This window comes from uncultured Jatrophihabitans sp., from assembly GCF_964244045.1.
Taxonomy (GTDB): Bacteria; Actinomycetota; Actinomycetes; order Mycobacteriales; family Jatrophihabitantaceae; genus Jatrophihabitans.
Genome location: NZ_CAXTHK010000010.1, coordinates 1 through 18843, shown reverse-complemented (window position 1 = coordinate 18843; position 18843 = coordinate 1). Strand labels below are relative to the sequence as shown.

Genomic DNA, 18843 nt, shown 5'->3' with positions numbered 1-18843 from the left:
CGGCCGGCCGTACCTTGCGCGCCGTCCGGACGTGCAGCATGACGGCGAGGGGAGGACGCGTGCCGAGGTTTGCCTTTGCGCAGCTCGCGTTGCTCGAGCTCGCCGCGGCCGCGGCGTTGGGGGGCCTTGCGTACGGCGGCGTCGGACGCATTGTCGGGCCTGCCGTCGGCACCGTGGTGCTGCTGGCGGCGATCGTCCCGGTGCAGCGCCGGTGGCTGTACCAGGCCGGCGCGTCCTGGCTGGGCCTCATCCGGCGCCGACGCCGCCTGGGCCGGCGCGCGGGTCTGGAGGCGCTGTTCGGAGAGCACACCGTGGTCACGGTGCCCGGCGGCAGCAGCGGCGGCGACCTCGCGGCGGTGCGCGCCGGCACGACGTGGTGCCTGCCGCTCGTCCTGGGCCTGGACGGGGTGTTCAACGACGACCCGCCGGTGCCGATCCGGTTGCTGGCGGAGCTGATGCAGGTCGAGGACGTCCCGCTGTCCAGCGTGCGGCTGTTCACGCTGACCACGCCGGCGCAGGTGCCGCCGCAGGCCCCGGCGGGTCCCGAGCGAGCACTCTGCCCCATCGCGGCGCGCTACTGCCTGATCACCCTCGACACACGTCGGGCGAGCGAGGCGATCGCGGCGCGCGGTGGCGGCGAGAACGCGGTCAACCAAATCCTTCGACGCTGCGCCGTGCAGGCCGAGCAGACCCTGTCCACCGCCGGGGTGACCGTGCACCGACTGCAGGAGCCGGCCGTACGCAACCTGTTCGCCACCTGGCTGGGCCCCGCCGGCGTGTCCGGAGGCCGGCGCAGCGATCGCGCGGGGGAGTCCTGGGGTGACGTGCGGGTAGCCGGGACCCGGTCGGTGTCTTTCGCGATCGGCGGTACGGGCGCCGACGTCCCGGAGCGCGTGGCCCGACTGGCCGCGGCGGCACCGACGGCGGTTGTGGGCTCGGCGTTGCTGTTACGCCGCAGGTCTGGCCGCGACCGGATACAGGTCACGACAGGTGCCCGCCGAGTGCAGGTCGCCGACCTCGAGACGGCCATCATCGTGCGGTTCAGCGTTCCGGATTCCGCAGCGGACGCCGATGCCGGCCAGGCCATGATGCTGCTCGCTCGCGCCTACGACCTGGTCGTTCAGCGTTCGGGTGGCGAGCAGGGCGCGCTGCTGCAGGCGACCGTCCCCGTCGGGATGGGGGAGGCCGCATGAGCACCCCCGCCCTTCGTGATCAACAGCGTCGAACCGTCGCTCAGCGACGATTCGACGCTGTTGATCAACGATGGGTGGGGGCGTGAAGCGGGGGATCCTCGACGCCTGCCTCGACGACCAGGTCGAGATCGGCGCGCCGATGTCGGGCGTGCAGCTCGGGATAGGGCAGCGCGGCCCGGTGCGGTTACGGCTGTTCCGCCTCGGCGGTACCCGGGTCGTGGTAGCCGCACGGCTGGTGCCGGCGCAGCTGCTCGTCGTGCGGGTCGCCGCCGCGGGGACGCCGGTGCAGGTGGTCACCGAGCGGCCGGCTTTCTGGCGCCCGCTGCTCGGCGGCGACGGCGGGCACCTGGTGACGGCCACCGAGACGCGAGCTGGTGCCGGCGGCCCCACCCTCGTGGTCGACGACCGGGCGGCGCACCCGCGGGGTTCCGTCGAGCTGCTGCCCTGGCAGTGCCGGCTCGACCTGCGCCCGCAGTGGACGCCGGCCCAGCTGGGCGGCTTCGCGCACGGCGACATCACGGTGTTCGGGGCGCTGCCGGCCGAGTTCGTGCCAGGCGTCGCGCGGGCGTTCGAGATCCCGGTCCGCTCGGCCGAATCGCTGGCCCGCCTGGACGCGACATCGTTCGCCGTCCTGCGCCGGGGGCGGATCGAGTACGTGTCGCTGAACCCCACGTCGGCCGAGGCACAGCTTTTACCTGCCGTGCCGTGAACCGCCCCGTCAGCTGACGAGTTGGCGCACCGACCCGTAGACGCCCATCACGCCAATGGCCAGCGGGATCACCGACAGCACGAGCAGCGACTCGAGCACGTCGGCGGCGCGCGACCAGGGCGGCGCGTATCGGCGTCCGGGCAGCACGATGGTCAGCCCCAGCAGCACCAGCCCGACGATCGCGGCCGGCACCGCGAAGGCGAGCAGCCGCACCGAGCCGTGTGCCTCGCTGGTGGCCGCGACCAATTCGGCGACGAGCGCCACGCCACCCGAGACCAGCAGCAGGATGCGCTGACCGCGCCCGGTGAACAGGCGGGCCCGCAGCAGGCAGATGAGGCCGACCACCACGGCGAGCACCTCCTCGGACACCCCCTGGCCGGCGAGCACGACGGCCGACCCGGCGATGGCCAGTGACACCCCGCCGACCAGGCCGGTGAGGAACTGGTCGGCGCGTACGGCCTGCCCGAGGATCTGGCGGGCGTCGATGGTGCCGACGTCGCGACGCAGGTCGGCGGCGTCGAGTGGGATCACCGGCAGCGGCAGGCGCGACAGCCGGAACGACAGCGTGGGCAGGAAGGGCGAGAACGCGAGCCCGACCGCCGCGACGACGCCCGCGGTCGCGGCGGGTCGTAGGTCCAGGCCGGTGGCGAAGGCGGTACCCACCGCTGCGAGCAGGGTGAGCGCGGCGACGGCGACGAACCCGGCGAGGCCGTCGGCCAGCACGATGAGCAGGGCGACTGCGGCGAGCAGCGCCACGCTGACGGCCACGAGCAGTTGCGGCGCACCGAAGTCGACGATGCTGCGGCGGCCGCCCAGCGCGGTTGCACCACACCCCGCGCCGTAGGCGATCGCGAAGGCGGCCGCCGTCAGGGCCGGCCCGCGGCGGTGGAAGATGCGACCCACGGCAACCGCGGCCAGCCCGAGCAGGACCGCGCCGACGCCAAGCGTGATCGCGGACGCGATCCAGCGCGGGCCGACCAGCAGCGCGGTACCTGCCGTGAACACGAGCAACGCGCCGGCGAAGATCGTCGCGCCGTGGGCTGTCTGTGTCGCCGTCCACCGGTGGGTGCGGGTGAGGACGCCGTCGGCCACGGCGTCGAGCACGTCGTCGAAGGCCAGCTCGGGCAGCTTGGTCGAGCGGGTGCGCAGGTGCAGGACGTCACCGTCGACGACACCGCTCGCCGCAAGGGTCTCTGCCGGGTTCAACGGCTCCGATCCGGTCCGCTGCAGCACCCAGCCACCCTCGCTGGCGCCGAGGTCGGCGGCCTCCGGGCCCAGGCTGGTGACCACGATGGTGAGCAGTTCGGCGACGGAGATCTGCACCGGGACTGCGAGGTCCACGCGCAGGGTCGAGGAGATGATGGTCAGCCGGCAGCTGTTGGCCACCACACTGGCTGACGTCGAGACGGTCATGCACAACCCTTCGATCGACGTTCGGGCGCCGCTTTACTGCGCGGTTACGATCTTGCCGACACCGCTCGTCAGGGCCGGTGGGTCACACGCTAACGGAGGACGTCGTTGGGCACCGAGCTGTTCCGTCGCCCTGCGCGACGTCGAGCACCGGCCGAACCCCGCGGCGAGATCGTGCTGGAGTCCCCACCTGAGCTGCCCGAGACCGTCGCCGGGGGCGGCGCCGGCCAGGCGCTGACGATGTTGCCCATGTTGGCCGGGGCCGGCGCCACCGGACTGTTCGTCAGCGGGGGTGGCGGATCACCGGTCACCTACTTGGCCAGCGGCATGATGGGCCTGTCGATGGTCGGCATGGCCGCGGGCAGCGTGGGGCGCGGCTCGGGTGAGAAGCGCCGCCGGCTGGACGGCGATCGGCGCGACTACCAGCGCTACCTCGAGCAGGTGCGCCGCCGGGTACGCGCCGCCGCCGAGCAGCAGCGCGTCGCCCGGCTCTGGCACCACCCCGATCCCGACACCCTGTGGTGCATCGCGGTCGGCTCGCGGCTGTGGGAGCGCCGGCCGGGCGACGAAGACTTCCTCACTGCCCGCATCGGGCGCGGCCCGCAGCGCCTGGCAGTCAGCCTCGTCGTTCCCGAGACCAAACCGATCGAGGACCTCGAGCCCATCTCCGCGGCGGCGCTGCGTCGCTTCGTGCGCACCCACGGCTCGGTGCCCGATCTGCCGGTCGCGCTGGCCCTGACCTCGTTCGGTCGACTCGCCTTCAGCGGGTCCCGCTCGTCCTCACGTGCCCTTGCCCGTTCTGTAGTGGCGCAGCTGCTCGCCTTCCACACCCCCGACGACGTGGTCGTTGCCGTGTGCGCGGGCCAGGATGCGCTTGCGCAGTGGGAGTGGCTCAAGTGGGCCCCGCACGCGCTCAGCCCGGTCGAGCACGACGCGGTAGGGCAGACCCGGTTGATTGGCGACGACCTGCTCGCCGTGGAGGCCCTGGTCGGCGAGACCCTGACGAGCCGCGCGCGCTTCGGCGTCGGGGCGAGCACCGAGGGTCCGCACGTGGTGGTCGTCGTCGACGGCGGCCGGGTGCCGGCCGAGGCGCAACTGTCGCAAAGCCTCGTCCAGGGCGTCACGGTGCTCGACCTGTCGGACGCCACCGGGCCGGAGTTCGGCCCGGGCGTGGCGCGGCTCGAGGTGTCGGCCGACGAGGTCACCCTGGCGCGTCGAGACGCCAACGGCCGCGACCAGCGCACCGCACTCGGCACCCCGGACCGGCTGAGCGTCGTGGAGGCAGAGGCACTCGCGCGCCGGATGAGCCCGAAGCGGGTGTCGGCAGCCACCGCCGAACACGAGGACGCACTCGCCGTCGACCTGAGCCTGCCCGACCTGCTGCGCATCGGCGATCCGCGCGACGTCGACACGTCTCTGACGTGGCGACCCCGCGCCCCCCGCGACCGGCTGCGGGTGCCGATCGGGCTAGGACCGAACGGCCAGCCGGTGGAGCTGGACATCAAGGAGTCCGCGCAGGGCGGTATGGGCCCGCACGGTCTGGTCATCGGCGCTACCGGCTCGGGCAAGTCCGAGCTGCTGCGCACCCTGGTGCTCGGGCTGGCGCTGACCCACTCGTCCGAGACGTTGAACTTCGTCCTCGTCGACTTCAAGGGTGGCGCGACGTTCGCCAGCCTCGACGTGCTGCCGCATACCTCGGCGATCATCACCAACCTCGAGGACGAGCTGATACTCGTCGACCGGATGAAGGACGCGATCGCCGGCGAGATGGTGCGCCGCCAGGAGGCGTTGCGCGCGGCGGGCAACTACGCCTCGCTACGCGACTACGAACGGGCTCGCGAGCAGGGTGCGGCCCTCGAACCAATGCCATCGCTGTTCATCGTCGTCGACGAGTTCAGCGAGCTGCTCTCGGCCAAGCCGGACTTCATCGACCTCTTCGTCATGATCGGCCGCCTCGGCCGCTCGCTGGGGGTGCACCTGCTGCTGGCCTCGCAGCGGCTGGAGGAGGGCAAGCTGCGCGGCCTGGACACGCACCTGTCCTACCGCGTCGGGCTCCGTACGTTCTCGGCCATCGAGTCGCGGGTCGTGCTCGGCGTGCCGGATGCCTACGAGCTGCCCAGCGCCCCTGGCAACGGCTATCTGAAGGAGGCGACCGAGGGCCTGGTGCGCTTCAAGGCCGCCTACGTCTCCGGCGCCTACGTCCGCTCGTCGCGGTCAGGCCCGGACATCAGCGACGGCTGGTCCCGGCACCAGGTGCTGCCCTACCAGATCGCACCGATCGTCTCCCGCGAGCCCGAGCCCGAACCCGAGGTGGACGAGGGTCCCGACCCGCTCGCCGCTGCTGCGCCGGGCGAGACGATGCTCGACATCCTCGTCGAGCGGCTCGAGGGTGCCGGGACGCCGGCCCGCAAGGTGTGGCTGCCCCCGCTTGACGTCCCGCCGACCATCAATGAGCTGCTGCCGCCGCTGGTGGAGAACGAGCTCGGCCTGCGTCCGGTCGACTGGACCGTTGCCCCCCGTCTTGCTGCGCCCATCGGGATCATCGACCGGCCCTTCGACCAGCGCCGCGACCCGCACTGGATCGAGCTGGCCAGCTCGCACTTCGTCGTGGTCGGACGCCCCCAGAGCGGCAAGAGCACCGTGCTGCGCTCGCTGATCGCCGGCATGGCGCTCACCCACACGCCCGAGCAGGCGCAGTTCTACTGCCTGGACTTCGGCGGCGGCACCCTGACCGGCCTGTCCGACCTGCCGCACGTCGGCTCGGTGGCCACCCGGCTCGAACCCGAGCGCTTACGCCGCACAATCGCCGAGATCAACGCACTGGTGGCCCAGCGCGAGGAACTGTTCACCGCCCACCGCATCGACTCGATGGCGTCCTACCGCCGGCTCGCGGCCGCGGGTTCCGTGCCCCGTGACGGCTTCGGCGACGTCTTCCTCGTGGTCGACGGGTGGGGCACCGTGCGCGCTGACTACGAGACCCTCGAGACAGCGATCACCCAGATCGCCGCGCGGGGACTGGGTTACGGAGTGCACGTCGTGCTGTCCATCCAGCGCTGGATGGAGCTGCGCCCGTCGCTGCGCGACCTGATCAGCAACCGCCTCGAGCTGCGCCTCGGTGATCCGAGCGAGTCCGAGTTCGATCGCAGGGTCGCCAAGGACGTGCCCGAGGGCGCGCCCGGGCGCGGCATCAGCCCGCACAAACTGCACTTCCTGTCCGCGCTACCACGCATCGACGGCACGAACTCCGTCGACGACCTTGTCGACGGCGTCGGGTCGCTAGTGAGTGCGGTGCACGGTGCGTGGCGCGGGCCGGTGGCGCCGCCGGTCCGGCTGCTGCCCCGCGAGCTGCCCTACCGTGACCTGCCGCCGATCCGGAAGCTGGGCGCGTCGCTGCCGATCGGCGTCGACGAGGACACGCTGTCGCCGGTGTCGGTCGACTTCGACGCCGAGCCGCACTTCATCGTCATCGGCGATGTCGAGTCGGGGAAGTCGAACCTGTTGCGCACCATCGCCCGCGGCATCACGACGCGGTGGACGCCGGACGAGGCGAAGATCATCACCTTCGACTTCCGGCGCGGCATGTTGGGTGCGGTCACCACCGGGCACCAGATCGGCTACGTCATGAACTCGGTCAACGCGCCGGACGTCGTCGGCAACATTGTCGCCGCGCTGCGCGACCGGTTGGCCGGCATCCAGGTCGACCCGGTCGCCGGCGAGGTGCCGACGTGGAGCGGGCCGAAGCTGTTCCTGCTGCTCGACGACTACGACCTGATCGCCTCGAGCGCCGGCAACCAGCTGCCGGCCATCGTCGAATTCCTGCCGCAGGCCCGCGACATCGGACTGCACGTCGTGCTCGCCCGCTCTGCCGGTGGGGCGGGTCAGGGCATGTACGAGACGGTCCTGCGCAACCTGCGCGACATGGGCACGCCCGGCATCCTGCTCTCGGGCAGCAAGGACGAAGGTGCGGTGCTGGGCTCGCAGAAGATGGAGTCGCTGCCGCCTGGACGTGGCCGGCTGGTGCACCGCCGGTTGGGTTCGGTGCTGGTGCAGACCGCACGCGCTGTCGATCAGGCCTGACGGCGCGCGGTCTCTTGCCCTTCAGATCTTGCGCAGGACCGAGACGACGCGGCCGAGGATGGTGGCGTCATCGCCGTCGATGGGGGAGTAGGCCGGATTGTGCGGCAGCAGCCAGGCCTTGCCGTCGCGCCGCTGCAGGGTCTTGACGGTCGCCTCGCCGTCGATCATGGCCGCGATGATCTGGCCGTTCTCGGCGTTCTCCTGCTGGCGGATGACCACCCAGTCGCCGTCGGCGATGGCCGCGTCGACCATCGAGTCGCCGACCACCTTCAGCATGAACAGGGTGCCGTCGCCCACCAGTGACTTGGGCAGCGGGAAGACGTCCTCGATCATCTGCTCGGCAAGGATCGGGCCGCCTGCGGCGATGCGCCCCACCATCGGGACGAACACCGGCGTCTCGCCGCGTGGAGCGTCGTCGGTGACCGCGACTGCGCGGCGGGCCGCCTTGGGCTTCGGGGCACCGGTGCCTGCGGTGCGGTCCGAGCCGGGCCCACGTACATCGACGGCGCGCGGGCGGTTCGGGTCGCGGCGCAGGAAGCCTTTGCGTTCGAGCATCGCCAGCTGGTGGGCGACGCTGGACGTCGAGGCCAGGCCCGCCGACTCGCAGATCTCGCGGATGCTCGGCGGGTAGCCGCGCCGCTCGACGGAATCCCGGATGACGTCGAGGATGGCCTGCTGCCGTCGGGTCAGGCCGGTAACCGGGTCGGGCAGTTCGGTGACCTTGGGACGCCCCGGGCGGCGCTTGACCGGTTCCGCAGCTGCCGTCTCGTCCGTCGCTGCGCCGCGGCTGCCGCGAACGCTTCTGTCCTGTGCCACCGATGGCCTCCTAGCGCCTGTGTGCTTTCGAATCTGGTTTATCGAACGGCACCGACGCTAGCCCCGACGCGCTGTGAACTCAAACATCTGTTCGAACGACACGCCGTCGTCGATGGTTTTTGTCAGACCCCGCTGGTACACATTCGATCAGACGTTCTTTCGAATGCCTGTTCGATGCGGACGGGCCCTACGAACCGCAAGGAGCATGGCATGTCGGTCGCTCTGGATCTCGATTCCCTGCTCGTGGCGCAACCCGTCCCGGCCCGTCGTCCGAGCCTGCGCGTGGTGCCGTGCGAACCGGCAGTGGGCGACGCACCGCGCGCTCTCGCCAGACCGGATCGCGATGCGTCCACATTGATCGCTCCGTCGGTGTCCGTGCTGTACGCGCCGTCCCCGTCCTCCATCGCCGCACCGCTACGGCTCACCCGCCGCGGAGTTATGGTGCTGGCCGCGCTCACCGCCATCGCCGGGGCGCTGCTCGTCTGGTTGGCCGCACTGTCGGCGCCCCATGCCGCGGCCGCCGGGTCGACGAGCGCCGGCCCGGCCACCGTCACCGTGCACTCCGGAGACACCCTGTGGGCGCTCGCGTCGCGGATCGCGCCCGAGCGCGACCCGCGGGCCGAGGTCGCCGACCTGCGGCGCCTGAACCACCTCACCGACCCCAGCGTCATGCCGGGCCAGGTCCTACGCGTGCGCTGACCGCGCGGCCGATAGCCAATTCTCGACGCGCCGCAGTCGGCTCTTGCGGAACAGCCGTGGTCGTTCTACGGTTCACCCCTACATGTAGTAGTTACACTGTTGTACTTCGTCCACAGGTTGGGGTGCACCGTCCACAGCAAGCGGTAGTGGTCCACAGGCTGGTCCCCAGGTTCTGGACAGCTCCGTCCACAGATCTGCTCGGTTCGGCCGCACCGTACGTCCATCGCGAGAGGAGCCCGCATGCGCTGCCCGTATTGCCGGCACCCCGACTCGCGCGTCGTCGACTCCCGTGAGCAGGACGAGGGCCAGGTCATCCGCAGGCGCCGTTCCTGTCCCGAGTGCAGCCGCCGTTTCACCACGGTCGAGCAAGCGACGCTCGCGGTCATCAAGCGCAGCGGCGTCACCGAGCCGTTCACGCGGGCCAAGGTCATCAGCGGCGTCCGGCGCGCGTGCCAGGGCCGGCCGGTCGACGAGGACCACCTAGCCCAGCTGGCTCAGACCGTCGAGGAGGCCATCCGCGCCACCGGCGTCGCGGAGGTCCCGAGCGACGACGTCGGCCTGGCCATCCTCGGCCCGTTGCGCAAACTGGACCAGGTCGCGTACCTGCGTTTCGCCAGCGTCTATCAGGCCTTCACCTCGGCTGAGGACTTCGAGAAGGCCATCGTCGACCTGCGCAACCGCACCGATCCGTCCGCCACCGGGAGCACCCCCGCCGGCTAGTTCAACCCCCTGCACCGACCCCTGTTTCGACCGCTGCTTCGACCTCGACAGCACGGACCCGCGCTCTGCCCACCGTCCCGGAAGGACACCGCATGACCCAGGCCGACCTGACCCACTCCGCGAGTTCGGGTTCCGAAGACCCCGCGTCCAGAGACCCCGCGTCCAGTGGCACACCCGTCTTCTCCGAGCAGGGTCTGCGTGTCGAGCGGGTCTACACCGTCGACGGTGTGCATCCCTACGCCGAGGTCAGCTGGGAGCGTCGCGACATCGTCATGACTAACTGGCGCGACGGCTCGATCAACTTCGAGCAGCGTGGCGTCGAGTTCCCGGACTTCTGGTCGGTCAACGCGGCCAACATCGTCACGACCAAGTACTTCCGTGGCGCGGTCGGCAGCGACGTGCGCGAATGGTCGTTGCGCCAGCTCATCGACCGGGTCGTCCACAAGTACCGCGAGGCCGGCGAGCTGAACGGCTACTTCGCCTCGCCGCGCGACGCGGAGGTCTTCGAGCACGAGCTGACGTGGATGCTGCTGCACCAGGTGTTCAGCTTCAACTCACCAGTCTGGTTCAACGTCGGCACCACCTCGCCGCAACAGGTCAGCGCGTGCCAGCCGTACGACGCGTTGGTGAGCACGCCGGCCGGTCTCGTCCCGATCGGTGAGCTCGTCGAGCGGGACGCGGTGGGCGCCAAGGTGTTCGACGCGCACGGGTTGACGAGCGTCCTTGCCACCAAGCACAACGGGGTGAAAGAGGTCCTGCGCGTCGTGACGAAAGCCGGTCACGCCCTTGACGTCACTGCCGATCACCTGGTGTGGCGCAGCACCGGCGAGGGCACCGGGTCATTCGTGCCCGCAGGGGAGCTGCGCGTCGGAGACCAGCTCGAATGGCACCGCCGCAGCGCGCACGGGGAAACGGAGATCACCTCACTCGGTGTCGCCGAGGCAGCATTGGCCGGTTGGCTGCAGAGCGACGGGTTCGTCGGTCAGTACGAAGGCACGAACCGCTCGCTGACGATCGAGGCCATGACGGTCAACGACGCCGAGCTGTCTTGGGTGACCGCCGCGCTGGACACGGTGTTCCCAGACGTGCATCGGCACGAGCGTCGGGTCAGCACGCAGAGTCCGGATCTTGACTGCCGTCGCACGCGGCTCTACGGAAATGTGCTTGATGAGTTCGTCACCCGCTGGGATCTGCGGGCACGCGGCACTGAGCAGGTCGTGCCCGCGCAACTGTTCAGCGCACCCTTGCCGGTGGTGGCTGCCTACCTGCGCAGCATCTTCCAGGCCGAAGGATTTGTATCGCCCCGCGAACGTTCCACGATGATCGGCATGGCGATGATCGGCGAGGACCTGGTGCGCGGGATTCAGGCACTGCTGAGCCGGTTCGGGATCTTCGCCCGCGTTGGGCACAAGCTCGAGAAGCGGGCCGACCGGCATGACACCTGGGAGATTCGCATTCAGAACGCCGGGGACCGGCGCATCTTCGCTGACGAGATCGGTTTCCTCGACCCGGTCAAGACCGCCAAGCTCGACGCGTCATTCGACCTGCCAGGGCGGTCCGCGAAGGACGTCAAGCGCCTCGAGATCGCCAGTATCACCTCGCGCGGCGAGATGGACGTATACGACATCCAGACCGACAGCGGGGAGTACTTGTCTTCGGGCGGCCTCCGCGTGCACAACTGCTTCATCCTCGCCGTCGACGACACCATGGACTCGATCCTGAACTGGTACCGCGAGGAGGGTCTGATCTTCAAGGGCGGCTCGGGCGCCGGGCTGAACCTGTCCCGCATCCGCTCCTCCAAGGAGCTGCTGTCCTCCGGCGGCACCGCGTCCGGCCCGGTCAGCTTCATGCGCGGCGCCGACGCCTCGGCCGGCACCATCAAGTCCGGCGGCGCTACGCGCCGCGCGGCCAAGATGGTCGTTCTGGACATCGACCACCCCGACATCGAGGAGTTCGTCTCGACCAAGGCGCGCGAGGAGGACAAGATCCGCGTCCTGCGCGACGCGGGTTACGACATGGACCTCGGCGGTTCGGACATCACCTCCGTGCAGTACCAGAACGCGAACAACTCGGTGCGCGTCAGCGACGAGTTCATGCGCGCGGTCGACGAGGGCACCGGCTTCGGCCTGCGGGCTCGCAGCGACAACCGCGTTCTGGAGACCGTCGACGCCAAGGGCCTGTTCCGTAAGGTCGCGCAGGCGGCGTGGGAGTGCGCCGACCCGGGCATCCAGTACGACGACACGATCAACGACTGGCACACCAACCCCGAGACCGGCCGCATCAACGCGTCCAACCCGTGCTCGGAGTACATGAGCCTCGACAACACCTCGTGCAACCTGGCCTCGCTGAACCTGATGACGTTCCTGGAGAAGGACAACACCTTCGCCTCCGAGCGCTTCGTCAAGGCCGTCGAGCTGATCATCACCGCGATGGACATCTCGATCTGCTTCGCCGACTTCCCGACCCAGGCCATCGGCGACAACACCCGGGCCTACCGTCAGCTGGGCATCGGCTACGCCAACCTCGGCGCGCTGCTCATGGCCACCGGCCTGGCCTACGACTCCGACGGCGGTCGCGCGCTGGCCGGCGCCATCACCTCGCTGATGACTGGCGTCGCCTACCGTCGCTCGGCCGAGCTGGCCGGCATCGTCGGCCCGTACGAGGGATACGCCCGCAACGCCACAGCCCACGCCCGCGTCATGCGCAAGCACGCTGCGGCCAACGACTCGGTCCGCTCGCTGCACCAGAACGACCGCGACGTCCTGACGTTGGCCACGGCCGAGTGGGCCGCGGGCAACAAGATCGGTGAGCGCAACGGATGGCGCAACGCGCAGGCCAGTGTGTTGGCACCGACGGGGACCATCGGATTGATGATGGACTGCGACACCACCGGGGTCGAACCCGATCTCGCGCTGGTGAAGTTCAAGAAGCTCGTCGGCGGCGGGTCGATGCAGATCGTCAACCAGACCGTCCCGCGTGCACTTCGCCTGCTGGGCTACCAGGAGGAGCAGGTCGAGGCGATCGTCGAATACATCGCCGCGAACGGGCACGTCATCGACGCGCCGGGCTTGCGTACCGAGCACTATGAGGTCTTCGACTGCGCGATGGGAGCGCGACCAATCAGGGCGATGGGTCACGTGCGGATGATGGCGGCCGTCCAGCCGTTCCTGTCCGGCGCGATCTCCAAGACGGTCAACCTGCCCGAGACGGCCACCGTCGAGGACATCGAGGACGTCTACTTCCAGGGCTGGAAGCTCGGTCTCAAGGCGCTCGCGGTGTACCGCGACAATTGCAAGGTGGGCCAGCCGCTGTCGGCCGGTAAGGGCGACAACAACGGCGCCGAGGCCACCACGACGCAGGCGTCGAGCGAGAAGGTCATCGAGTTCCGTCCGACGCGTACCCGGCTGCCCAAGGCGCGCAATTCGCGCACCACGTCGTTCGCCGTCGGGGGCGCCGAGGGTTACATGACCGCCGGCACCTACGACAACGGCGAACTCGGCGAGGTCTTCCTCAAGCTGGGCAAGCAGGGCTCGACGCTCGCCGGGGTCATGGACGCCTTCTCCATCGCCATCTCGATCGCGCTGCAGTACGGCGTGCCGCTTGACACCTACGTGCAGAAGTTCACCAACATGCGCTTCGAGCCGGCGGGTCTCACCGACGATGCCGACGTGCGGATGGCGCAGTCGATCCTCGACTACATTTTCCGCCGCCTGGCGCTGGACCACCTGGACTTCGACACCCGCTCGGCGCTGGGCATCTACACGGCGCAGGAGCGCACCCGCCAGCTCGACACGGGCTCCTACGCTCCTAGCGAGTCCGACGAGCTCGACATGGAAGCCTTGGCCCAGTCCGCGCCGGTCACGAAGGCGACCGACGTCATCGACGAGGCCGACGCCGCCGAGCTGCCCGCCCCAGCGGGAGCGCACAGCTCCACCGAGTTGCTCGAGCTCATCACCGGCAGTTCCGCCGACGCACCGCTGTGCATGAACTGCGGCACCAAGATGCGCCCGGCCGGCAGCTGCTTCGTGTGTGAAGGCTGCGGCAGCACCAGCGGCTGCAGCTGATCGTTTGGCACAGCCCCACCGCTCGCCCAGCGAACGCCGCCACCTTCCGGTGGCGGCGTTCCGGGCTTCGGCGCTCGCCCTCCGGACGGCGCAGTCAACGCGGGTCGCGGGCAGTCGGCAGGGCGGTGCCGAGCGACGGGTTGTCGGCGCAGCGCCACCGAGTCAGGGGGACTAGAGCCCGGTGAAAACGATGTCGAGCATCGCATCGAGCTGCGTGGCGAGGTGGAAGGGTGCCGGCTCCTCGGCGATCCAGCGCAGCAGCGTCGTGCAGTAGATGCCGGCCAGCACGGCGCCCACCAGGTCCGGCTGCGGCGTCGTCGAGAACTCGCCCCGGTCCTGACCCGCCGCGACGATCGGGGTGAAGACCGCGGCGAGCGGCTGCCTACTCAGGATGTCGCTGTGGCGTGCGGAGGCGTCCATGACCATGACGGTCTGCCGACGGTCTGCAGTACTGAGGGCTGCCAACTCGGCCATGCATCGCCGTAGCGATTTGCGGCCGGCACGTCGGGGACGTCGTGCACGTCGTCCAGCTCCAGCGCGGCCACCGTGATGGCTCGACGCCGTAACCCCCACCCTGCAGGAAGCCATCTTCTGCGGGAAGTGGTTGAACACGGTGTTGCGGGCCACGTCGGCACGCTCGGCGATCGCGTCGATGGTGGTCGTGTCGTAACCCTGCTTCGTAAACAGCTCGATCGCTGCGTCGTAGACCTTGTTGCGCAGCACCTCGCGCCGCCGTGCCCGCCGCCCGTCGGTGATCGCGCGGACGTCACCGGGCTCAGCAATCGGCTCGACGGCACCGCCACTCACAAGCGACTCCATGACTTTGCAACCGTTGACTACACAATAACTATCGTGTTTAGAGTCGGCGGACTTCGGTGCGGTCTTGCACTGTGGTCCAAATTCAAACAACCGCGTGGATGGAAGTCGTCCATGTTCGAGGCTGATCAGACGGCGATCCTCGCCGGCCGGTTCCCTGCCACCCCGCACTACGACGGCTTCTTCGCTCCCGTCCGCGTGGAGGCCGACGTGTCGCGAGCATCAAGGCCAAGTGCCCGAACTGCAAGGTGTCGACGTCGAACGTCTCGTCCGCGCACGTCGATCAGGCCGCGTCGGTCGTCAGCGGGGCGCTGCTGCGCAACCCGAAGATCGACTGGGTGCTGCCGGAGAACGCCGACGTGTTCGGCAACCCCGTCTACTCCGGTCTGACCAGCGCCCGGGCCACCACGAAGGTCAAGATCGGCGGCCCGAGCGGCGGCGTCGGTGGGCTGCTGAACGTCAAGCAGGGTCACCTGGCGTTCGCAGTGGCGGCGGCCGGCAACCTGGCGGGTTGGAACGCCGCCGACGGGTTGTGCCGGATGATCGGCGGCGACTCCGTGCCGACCAACTACCCGTTCGTCACCCGGTTGTTCGACTCGAGCAACATCACCACGATCAAGCAGACCCCTGCCGAAGGGGCGACCTACGACTGGTTCGGCACGCCGACCTACCAGGCGCCGTACCTGAAGGCCTGGAAGGTCAGCTGACGTCTTGCCGCCCGAAGCCGAGGTCCCTGCTCGCGAGGAAGCTCCCGTACGCAAGATCGTGTTGAAGGAGGCGGTCGCGACGCAGGGCTTCGGTTTCGGTCCCCAGCTCGGCGCGCACCGGAACGGGTGAACGAGCTGAACGAGTTGCTGCGCGATGTGGACCACCGAATCCCCGAGATGGACCTCGCTGGGATCGACGTGCAGGTGCTGTCCAACACGAGTCCCGTCGCGGACCGTGCTGAAGCGGTCCGCGCCGCCCGGCGCAGCAACGACGAGGTGGCCGAGATGGTGGCCCGGCACCCGAGCCGACTGCGCGGTTTCGCCAGCTTGCCCACCCAGGACCCGGCAGCAGCTGCGGCGGAGCGTCACTGAGCTGGGGTTCGTCGGCGCCCTGGTCAACGGGCAGACCGACGGACGGTCCCTCGATGACCCGGAATACGACGTGCTGTGGTCGCAGTCGTGGCGCTGGACGTCCCGATCTACCTGCATCCCGGGCCGCCGGAGCACCCGGTGGCGTTGCGCGCCTACCCGGAGTGGCAGAACGCGTCGTTCGGGTGGGCCGTCGAGTGTGCGGCACACACTCTGCGCCTCGTTTCGAGCGGCGTGTTCGAGCGCTTCCCCGCACTGCAGCTGATCCTCGGGCACCTCGGCGAGGCGTTGCCGTTTCAGCTCTGGCGGATGGACGAACGGTGGTCGGTCATGAACAAGGCAAAGCCGCTGGCCGAACTGCCGTCGTTCTACCTGCGGCGCAACGTCGCCATCACGACCGCCGGGGTTCACGACTCGGCCGCGTTGCGGCACGCCATCACGGCGATGTCGATCGAGAACGTGCTGTTCTCGATCGACTACCCGTTCATGGCCATGCGCCGTGCCGCGGACTTCACCGACAACGCCGACGTGTCCGAGACCGAACGGCAGCTGATCTGCTCGGGCAACGCCGAGCGGTTGCTCAGGCTCTGAGCGCTGGAGGGGCGGTCAGTTCCGGAACAGGGCGCTGTAGGCGTTGAGGGCGGGCTGGCCGCCCAGGTGGGCATACAGCACGGTCGAGTCCCGGCCGATGTCGCCGCGGCGCACGAGGTCGATGAGCCCGGCCATGGACTTCCCCTCGTACACCGGGTCGATGATCATCCCTTCCAGGCTGCCGGTGAGCCGGATGGCGTCGAGGGTCGAGTCGACCGGGATGCCGTAGTAGTCGCCGGCCCAGCCCTCGAGGACGGTGATTTCGTCATCGCGCAGGTCGCGGCCGAGGCCGATGAGCTCGGCGGTGTTGCGCGCGATCTTGGCTACCTGCGCACGGGTCTCGTCGATCTTCGCCGAGGCGTCGATGCCGAGTACGCGGCGTGACCGGTCCTGGCCGGCGAATCCGGCGATCATGCCGGCGTGGGTCGAACCGGTGACGCTGCAGACGATGATCGTGTCGAAGAAGACGCCGAGCTCCTGCTCCTGCTGCTGCACCTCGTAGGCCCAGTTGGCGAAGCCGAGGCCGCCGAGGCGGTGGTCGGACGCGCCGGCCGGGATGGCATACGGCACGCCGCCCCCGGAGCGGATCTCCTCGAGCGCGTTCTCCCAGCTCTGCTTGAACCCGATGCCGAAGCCGGCCTCGACCAGCTCGACGTGAGCGCCCATGATCCGCGAGAGCAGGATGTTGCCGACCCGGTCGTTGACCGCGTCGGGCCAGTCAACCTAGCTCTCCTGCACCAGACGCGCTCGCAACCCCAGCTTCGCCGCGACGGCGGCGACCTGCCGGGTGTGGTTCGACTGCACCCCTCCGATCGACACGAGGTGCGTCGCACCCTGCGCCAGCGCGTCCGGCACGAGGTATTCGAGTTTGCGGGTCTTGTTGCCGCCGAACGCGAGGCCCGAGTTGCAATCCTCGCGCTTGGCCCAGATGCGTGCGCCGCCGAGCTCGTCGCTCAACCGCTCGAGCGGATGAAGCGGGCTAGGCCCGAACAACAGCGGGTGGCGAGGGAAGTCGCTCAGTGCCATGGCGGGCTCCGTCCGATCGAGGTTGGTCGAACCCTACGACGCGCGCGTTCCGGGCACCGCGCGCGCGGGAATTCCGGTACCTCGTGTGCTCGTTTAAGCTGTGCGCGCGGGCCGTTCGGGTCGCGCGGGTCGTCTGAGGAGGCGTGCGATGAGCACCGAGCGAGCGGTACTGGCCGGCGGGTGTTTCTGGGGGATGCAGGACCTCATCCGAAAGCAACCCGGGGTGATCTCGACACGGGTCGGCTACAGCGGCGGCGACGTCCCGAATGCCACCTACGGCAACCACGGCAGCCACGCCGAGGCGGTTGAGATCGTCTTCGACCCAGCGGCCACCAGTTTCCGGGAGATCCTCGAGTTCTTCTTCCAGATCCACGACCCGTCGACGCGCAATCGTCAGGGCAACGACATCGGCGCGAGCTACCGCTCGGCGATCTACTACACCGACGAGGAGCAGAAGCGGGTCGCCCTCGACACCATCGCCGACGTCGACGCCTCCGGGATCTGGCCCGGCAAGGTCGTCACCGAGGTCGAGCCGGTGGCGGACTTCTGGGAGGCCGAGCCCGAGCACCAGGACTACCTGGAGCGCATCCCGTGGGGTTACACCTGCCACTTCCCGCGGCCCGAATGGCGCCTGCCGCGCCGGGCCGAGGCCACCGTCAGCTGACCGTGTTGGCTGATGTCTCGAGCCGCAGTCACTGCCGCTTCGTGCAGGTAATGCGCACGTGCCTGCCCGGATCCTCGACGCCGTCGTCGTCGGAGGGTGGTTCGACCCAAGTCAGCTTTAGCAACGAAAGGGTGGATACCCGAACGTCGAGTTGATGAGGTGAGTCGATGGCTGTCGAACGCTCTTTGGGTAGCCACTGAAGAGTCTTGCTGGTCGGCACCGCGAGGTGGGCGGGTGCGGACAGTGCGGTGAATCCGGTGAACGTCGGGCCGCCGTCGTCGTCCTCGAATCGGTATCCGCTGCTGCCGTTCACGGGAGCAGCGATACCGGTGGAGTTCGATGTCCAGTTGCCAGTCATGTCCGACGGACGGGACACCCCGCCGTCCACATCCGCCAGGCTCAGACGCCACGAGTCCTGCGTCACGACGATGTGTCCGGTCGTCACCTGGGACGGTGTCGTTGCTGTGCCTGAGTAGCGCGCGGCGTGGATGTCCCATGTGCCCGTGACCAAGGTGGACACGGCGAGGCTCGGCGCTGGGCTCGACTGCCGCGCAGTTTCCCCGTCGGGCGCGGGTGAGCTGCCACTGCGGATCGATGGAGTGCTTTTCGATGACGACGAGGAGCAGGCGGCGGCAAGTGAGGCCGCCGCGGTGGCGCCGATCAATTTAAGCGCTGCGCGGCGACTGACGGTATCCGCGACGGCGGGTGGCAGCAGACCGAATCAGACAGCGGTTACGGACTTGTGTTCGGCGACTGCGGTCCGGTCCGGGGCCTGCGAGGGCCGCAGACGCAGCGCCCACACGCCGAAGCCGAGCAGCGGCAACGCGGTACCGAACCAGCACACGCCCGTCCAGCCGTAGGCGTCGTGCAGCACGCCGGTGACGGCCGAGCAGATCGCCCCGCAGGTGAACACGGTGGTCATGTAGACGGGACTGCCCCGGGTTCGGTTGACTCTCGGGGTGTGTTGATCAGGCCGCGGTTG

At 69.4% G+C, this 18843-nt stretch carries 15 protein-coding genes and 1 pseudogene; 10 read left to right on the top strand and 6 right to left on the bottom strand.

Annotation, left to right across the window (positions count from 1 at the left end; genetic code table 11):
* Nucleotides 1-59: 59 nt before the first annotated feature.
* Nucleotides 60-1193: a type VII secretion protein EccE gene (locus tag ACFFC4_RS09715; protein WP_375500225.1), complete on the top strand. Its 1134-nt coding sequence runs from the start codon at nt 60-62 to the stop codon at nt 1191-1193.
* Between the two features lie 82 nt (nt 1194-1275).
* Complete coding sequence (locus ACFFC4_RS09710; protein ID WP_375500223.1) at nt 1276-1902, top strand: hypothetical protein; 627 nt, start codon at nt 1276-1278, stop codon at nt 1900-1902.
* A gap of 9 nt (nt 1903-1911) precedes the next feature.
* Here ACFFC4_RS09710 and eccD read toward each other — a convergent pair whose 3' ends face one another.
* Complete coding sequence (gene eccD, locus ACFFC4_RS09705; protein ID WP_375500221.1) at nt 1912-3315, bottom strand: type VII secretion integral membrane protein EccD; 1404 nt, start codon at nt 3313-3315, stop codon at nt 1912-1914.
* A gap of 105 nt (nt 3316-3420) precedes the next feature.
* On the opposite strand from eccD, the gene eccCa reads away from it, so the two are divergent.
* The gene (gene eccCa / locus ACFFC4_RS09700) at nt 3421-7389 is read left to right on the top strand and encodes a type VII secretion protein EccCa (protein ID WP_375500219.1); all 3969 of its coding nucleotides are present in this window, start codon (nt 3421-3423) and stop codon (nt 7387-7389) included.
* A gap of 21 nt (nt 7390-7410) precedes the next feature.
* Here eccCa and lexA read toward each other — a convergent pair whose 3' ends face one another.
* Nucleotides 7411-8205, bottom strand: coding sequence for a transcriptional repressor LexA (gene lexA, locus ACFFC4_RS09695; RefSeq protein WP_375500217.1), 795 nt, complete (start codon nt 8203-8205; stop codon nt 7411-7413).
* Nucleotides 8206-8415: 210 nt separating this feature from the next.
* Here lexA and ACFFC4_RS09690 point away from each other — a divergent pair, with 210 nt between their 5' ends.
* The 3 genes from ACFFC4_RS09690 (at nt 8416) to ACFFC4_RS09680 (ending at nt 13688) form a co-directional block, all read left to right on the top strand.
* Nucleotides 8416-8904, top strand: a complete 489-nt coding sequence (locus tag ACFFC4_RS09690) for a LysM peptidoglycan-binding domain-containing protein (protein WP_375500215.1) — start codon at nt 8416-8418, stop codon at nt 8902-8904.
* A 240-nt stretch (nt 8905-9144) separates the two neighbouring features.
* Nucleotides 9145-9624: a transcriptional regulator NrdR gene (gene nrdR / locus ACFFC4_RS09685; protein WP_375500213.1), complete on the top strand. Its 480-nt coding sequence runs from the start codon at nt 9145-9147 to the stop codon at nt 9622-9624.
* Nucleotides 9625-9716: 92 nt separating this feature from the next.
* On the top strand, nt 9717-13688 hold the full coding sequence (locus tag ACFFC4_RS09680; RefSeq protein ID WP_375500212.1) for a vitamin B12-dependent ribonucleotide reductase: 3972 nt from the start codon (nt 9717-9719) through the stop codon (nt 13686-13688).
* Between the two features lie 171 nt (nt 13689-13859).
* On the opposite strand, the gene ACFFC4_RS09675 is transcribed toward ACFFC4_RS09680, so the two are convergent.
* A complete protein-coding gene (locus ACFFC4_RS09675) occupies nt 13860-14507 on the bottom strand; it encodes a TetR/AcrR family transcriptional regulator (RefSeq protein ID WP_375500210.1) in 648 nt (215 codons plus the stop codon).
* Between the two features lie 245 nt (nt 14508-14752).
* On the opposite strand from ACFFC4_RS09675, the gene ACFFC4_RS09670 reads away from it, so the two are divergent.
* The 3 genes from ACFFC4_RS09670 (at nt 14753) to ACFFC4_RS09660 (ending at nt 16171) form a co-directional block, all read left to right on the top strand.
* Nucleotides 14753-15211 carry a hypothetical protein gene (locus ACFFC4_RS09670; RefSeq protein WP_375500208.1) on the top strand — a complete coding sequence of 153 codons (459 nt, stop codon included), beginning with the start codon at nt 14753-14755 and terminating at the stop codon, nt 15209-15211.
* 126 nt (nt 15212-15337) lie between these two features.
* Nucleotides 15338-15583 carry an amidohydrolase family protein gene (locus ACFFC4_RS09665; protein WP_375500206.1) on the top strand — a complete coding sequence of 82 codons (246 nt, stop codon included), beginning with the start codon at nt 15338-15340 and terminating at the stop codon, nt 15581-15583.
* A gap of 75 nt (nt 15584-15658) precedes the next feature.
* Nucleotides 15659-16171, top strand: a complete 513-nt coding sequence (locus ACFFC4_RS09660; RefSeq protein WP_375500204.1) for an amidohydrolase family protein — start codon at nt 15659-15661, stop codon at nt 16169-16171.
* Between the two features lie 15 nt (nt 16172-16186).
* Here ACFFC4_RS09660 and ACFFC4_RS09655 read toward each other — a convergent pair.
* Nucleotides 16187-17197, bottom strand: a pseudogene (locus tag ACFFC4_RS09655) (1-aminocyclopropane-1-carboxylate deaminase).
* 148 nt (nt 17198-17345) lie between these two features.
* Between ACFFC4_RS09655 and msrA the strand changes: the two are divergent.
* On the top strand, nt 17346-17861 hold the full coding sequence (msrA, locus tag ACFFC4_RS09650) for a peptide-methionine (S)-S-oxide reductase MsrA (RefSeq protein ID WP_375500202.1): 516 nt from the start codon (nt 17346-17348) through the stop codon (nt 17859-17861).
* A gap of 28 nt (nt 17862-17889) precedes the next feature.
* Here msrA and ACFFC4_RS09645 read toward each other — a convergent pair whose 3' ends face one another.
* Together ACFFC4_RS09645 and ACFFC4_RS09640 are read right to left on the bottom strand one after the other, a co-directional pair.
* A complete protein-coding gene (locus ACFFC4_RS09645; protein WP_375500200.1) occupies nt 17890-18381 on the bottom strand; it encodes a hypothetical protein in 492 nt (163 codons plus the stop codon).
* A gap of 201 nt (nt 18382-18582) precedes the next feature.
* A complete protein-coding gene (locus tag ACFFC4_RS09640; protein ID WP_375500198.1) occupies nt 18583-18783 on the bottom strand; it encodes a hypothetical protein in 201 nt (66 codons plus the stop codon).
* Nucleotides 18784-18843: the final 60 nt, after the last annotated feature.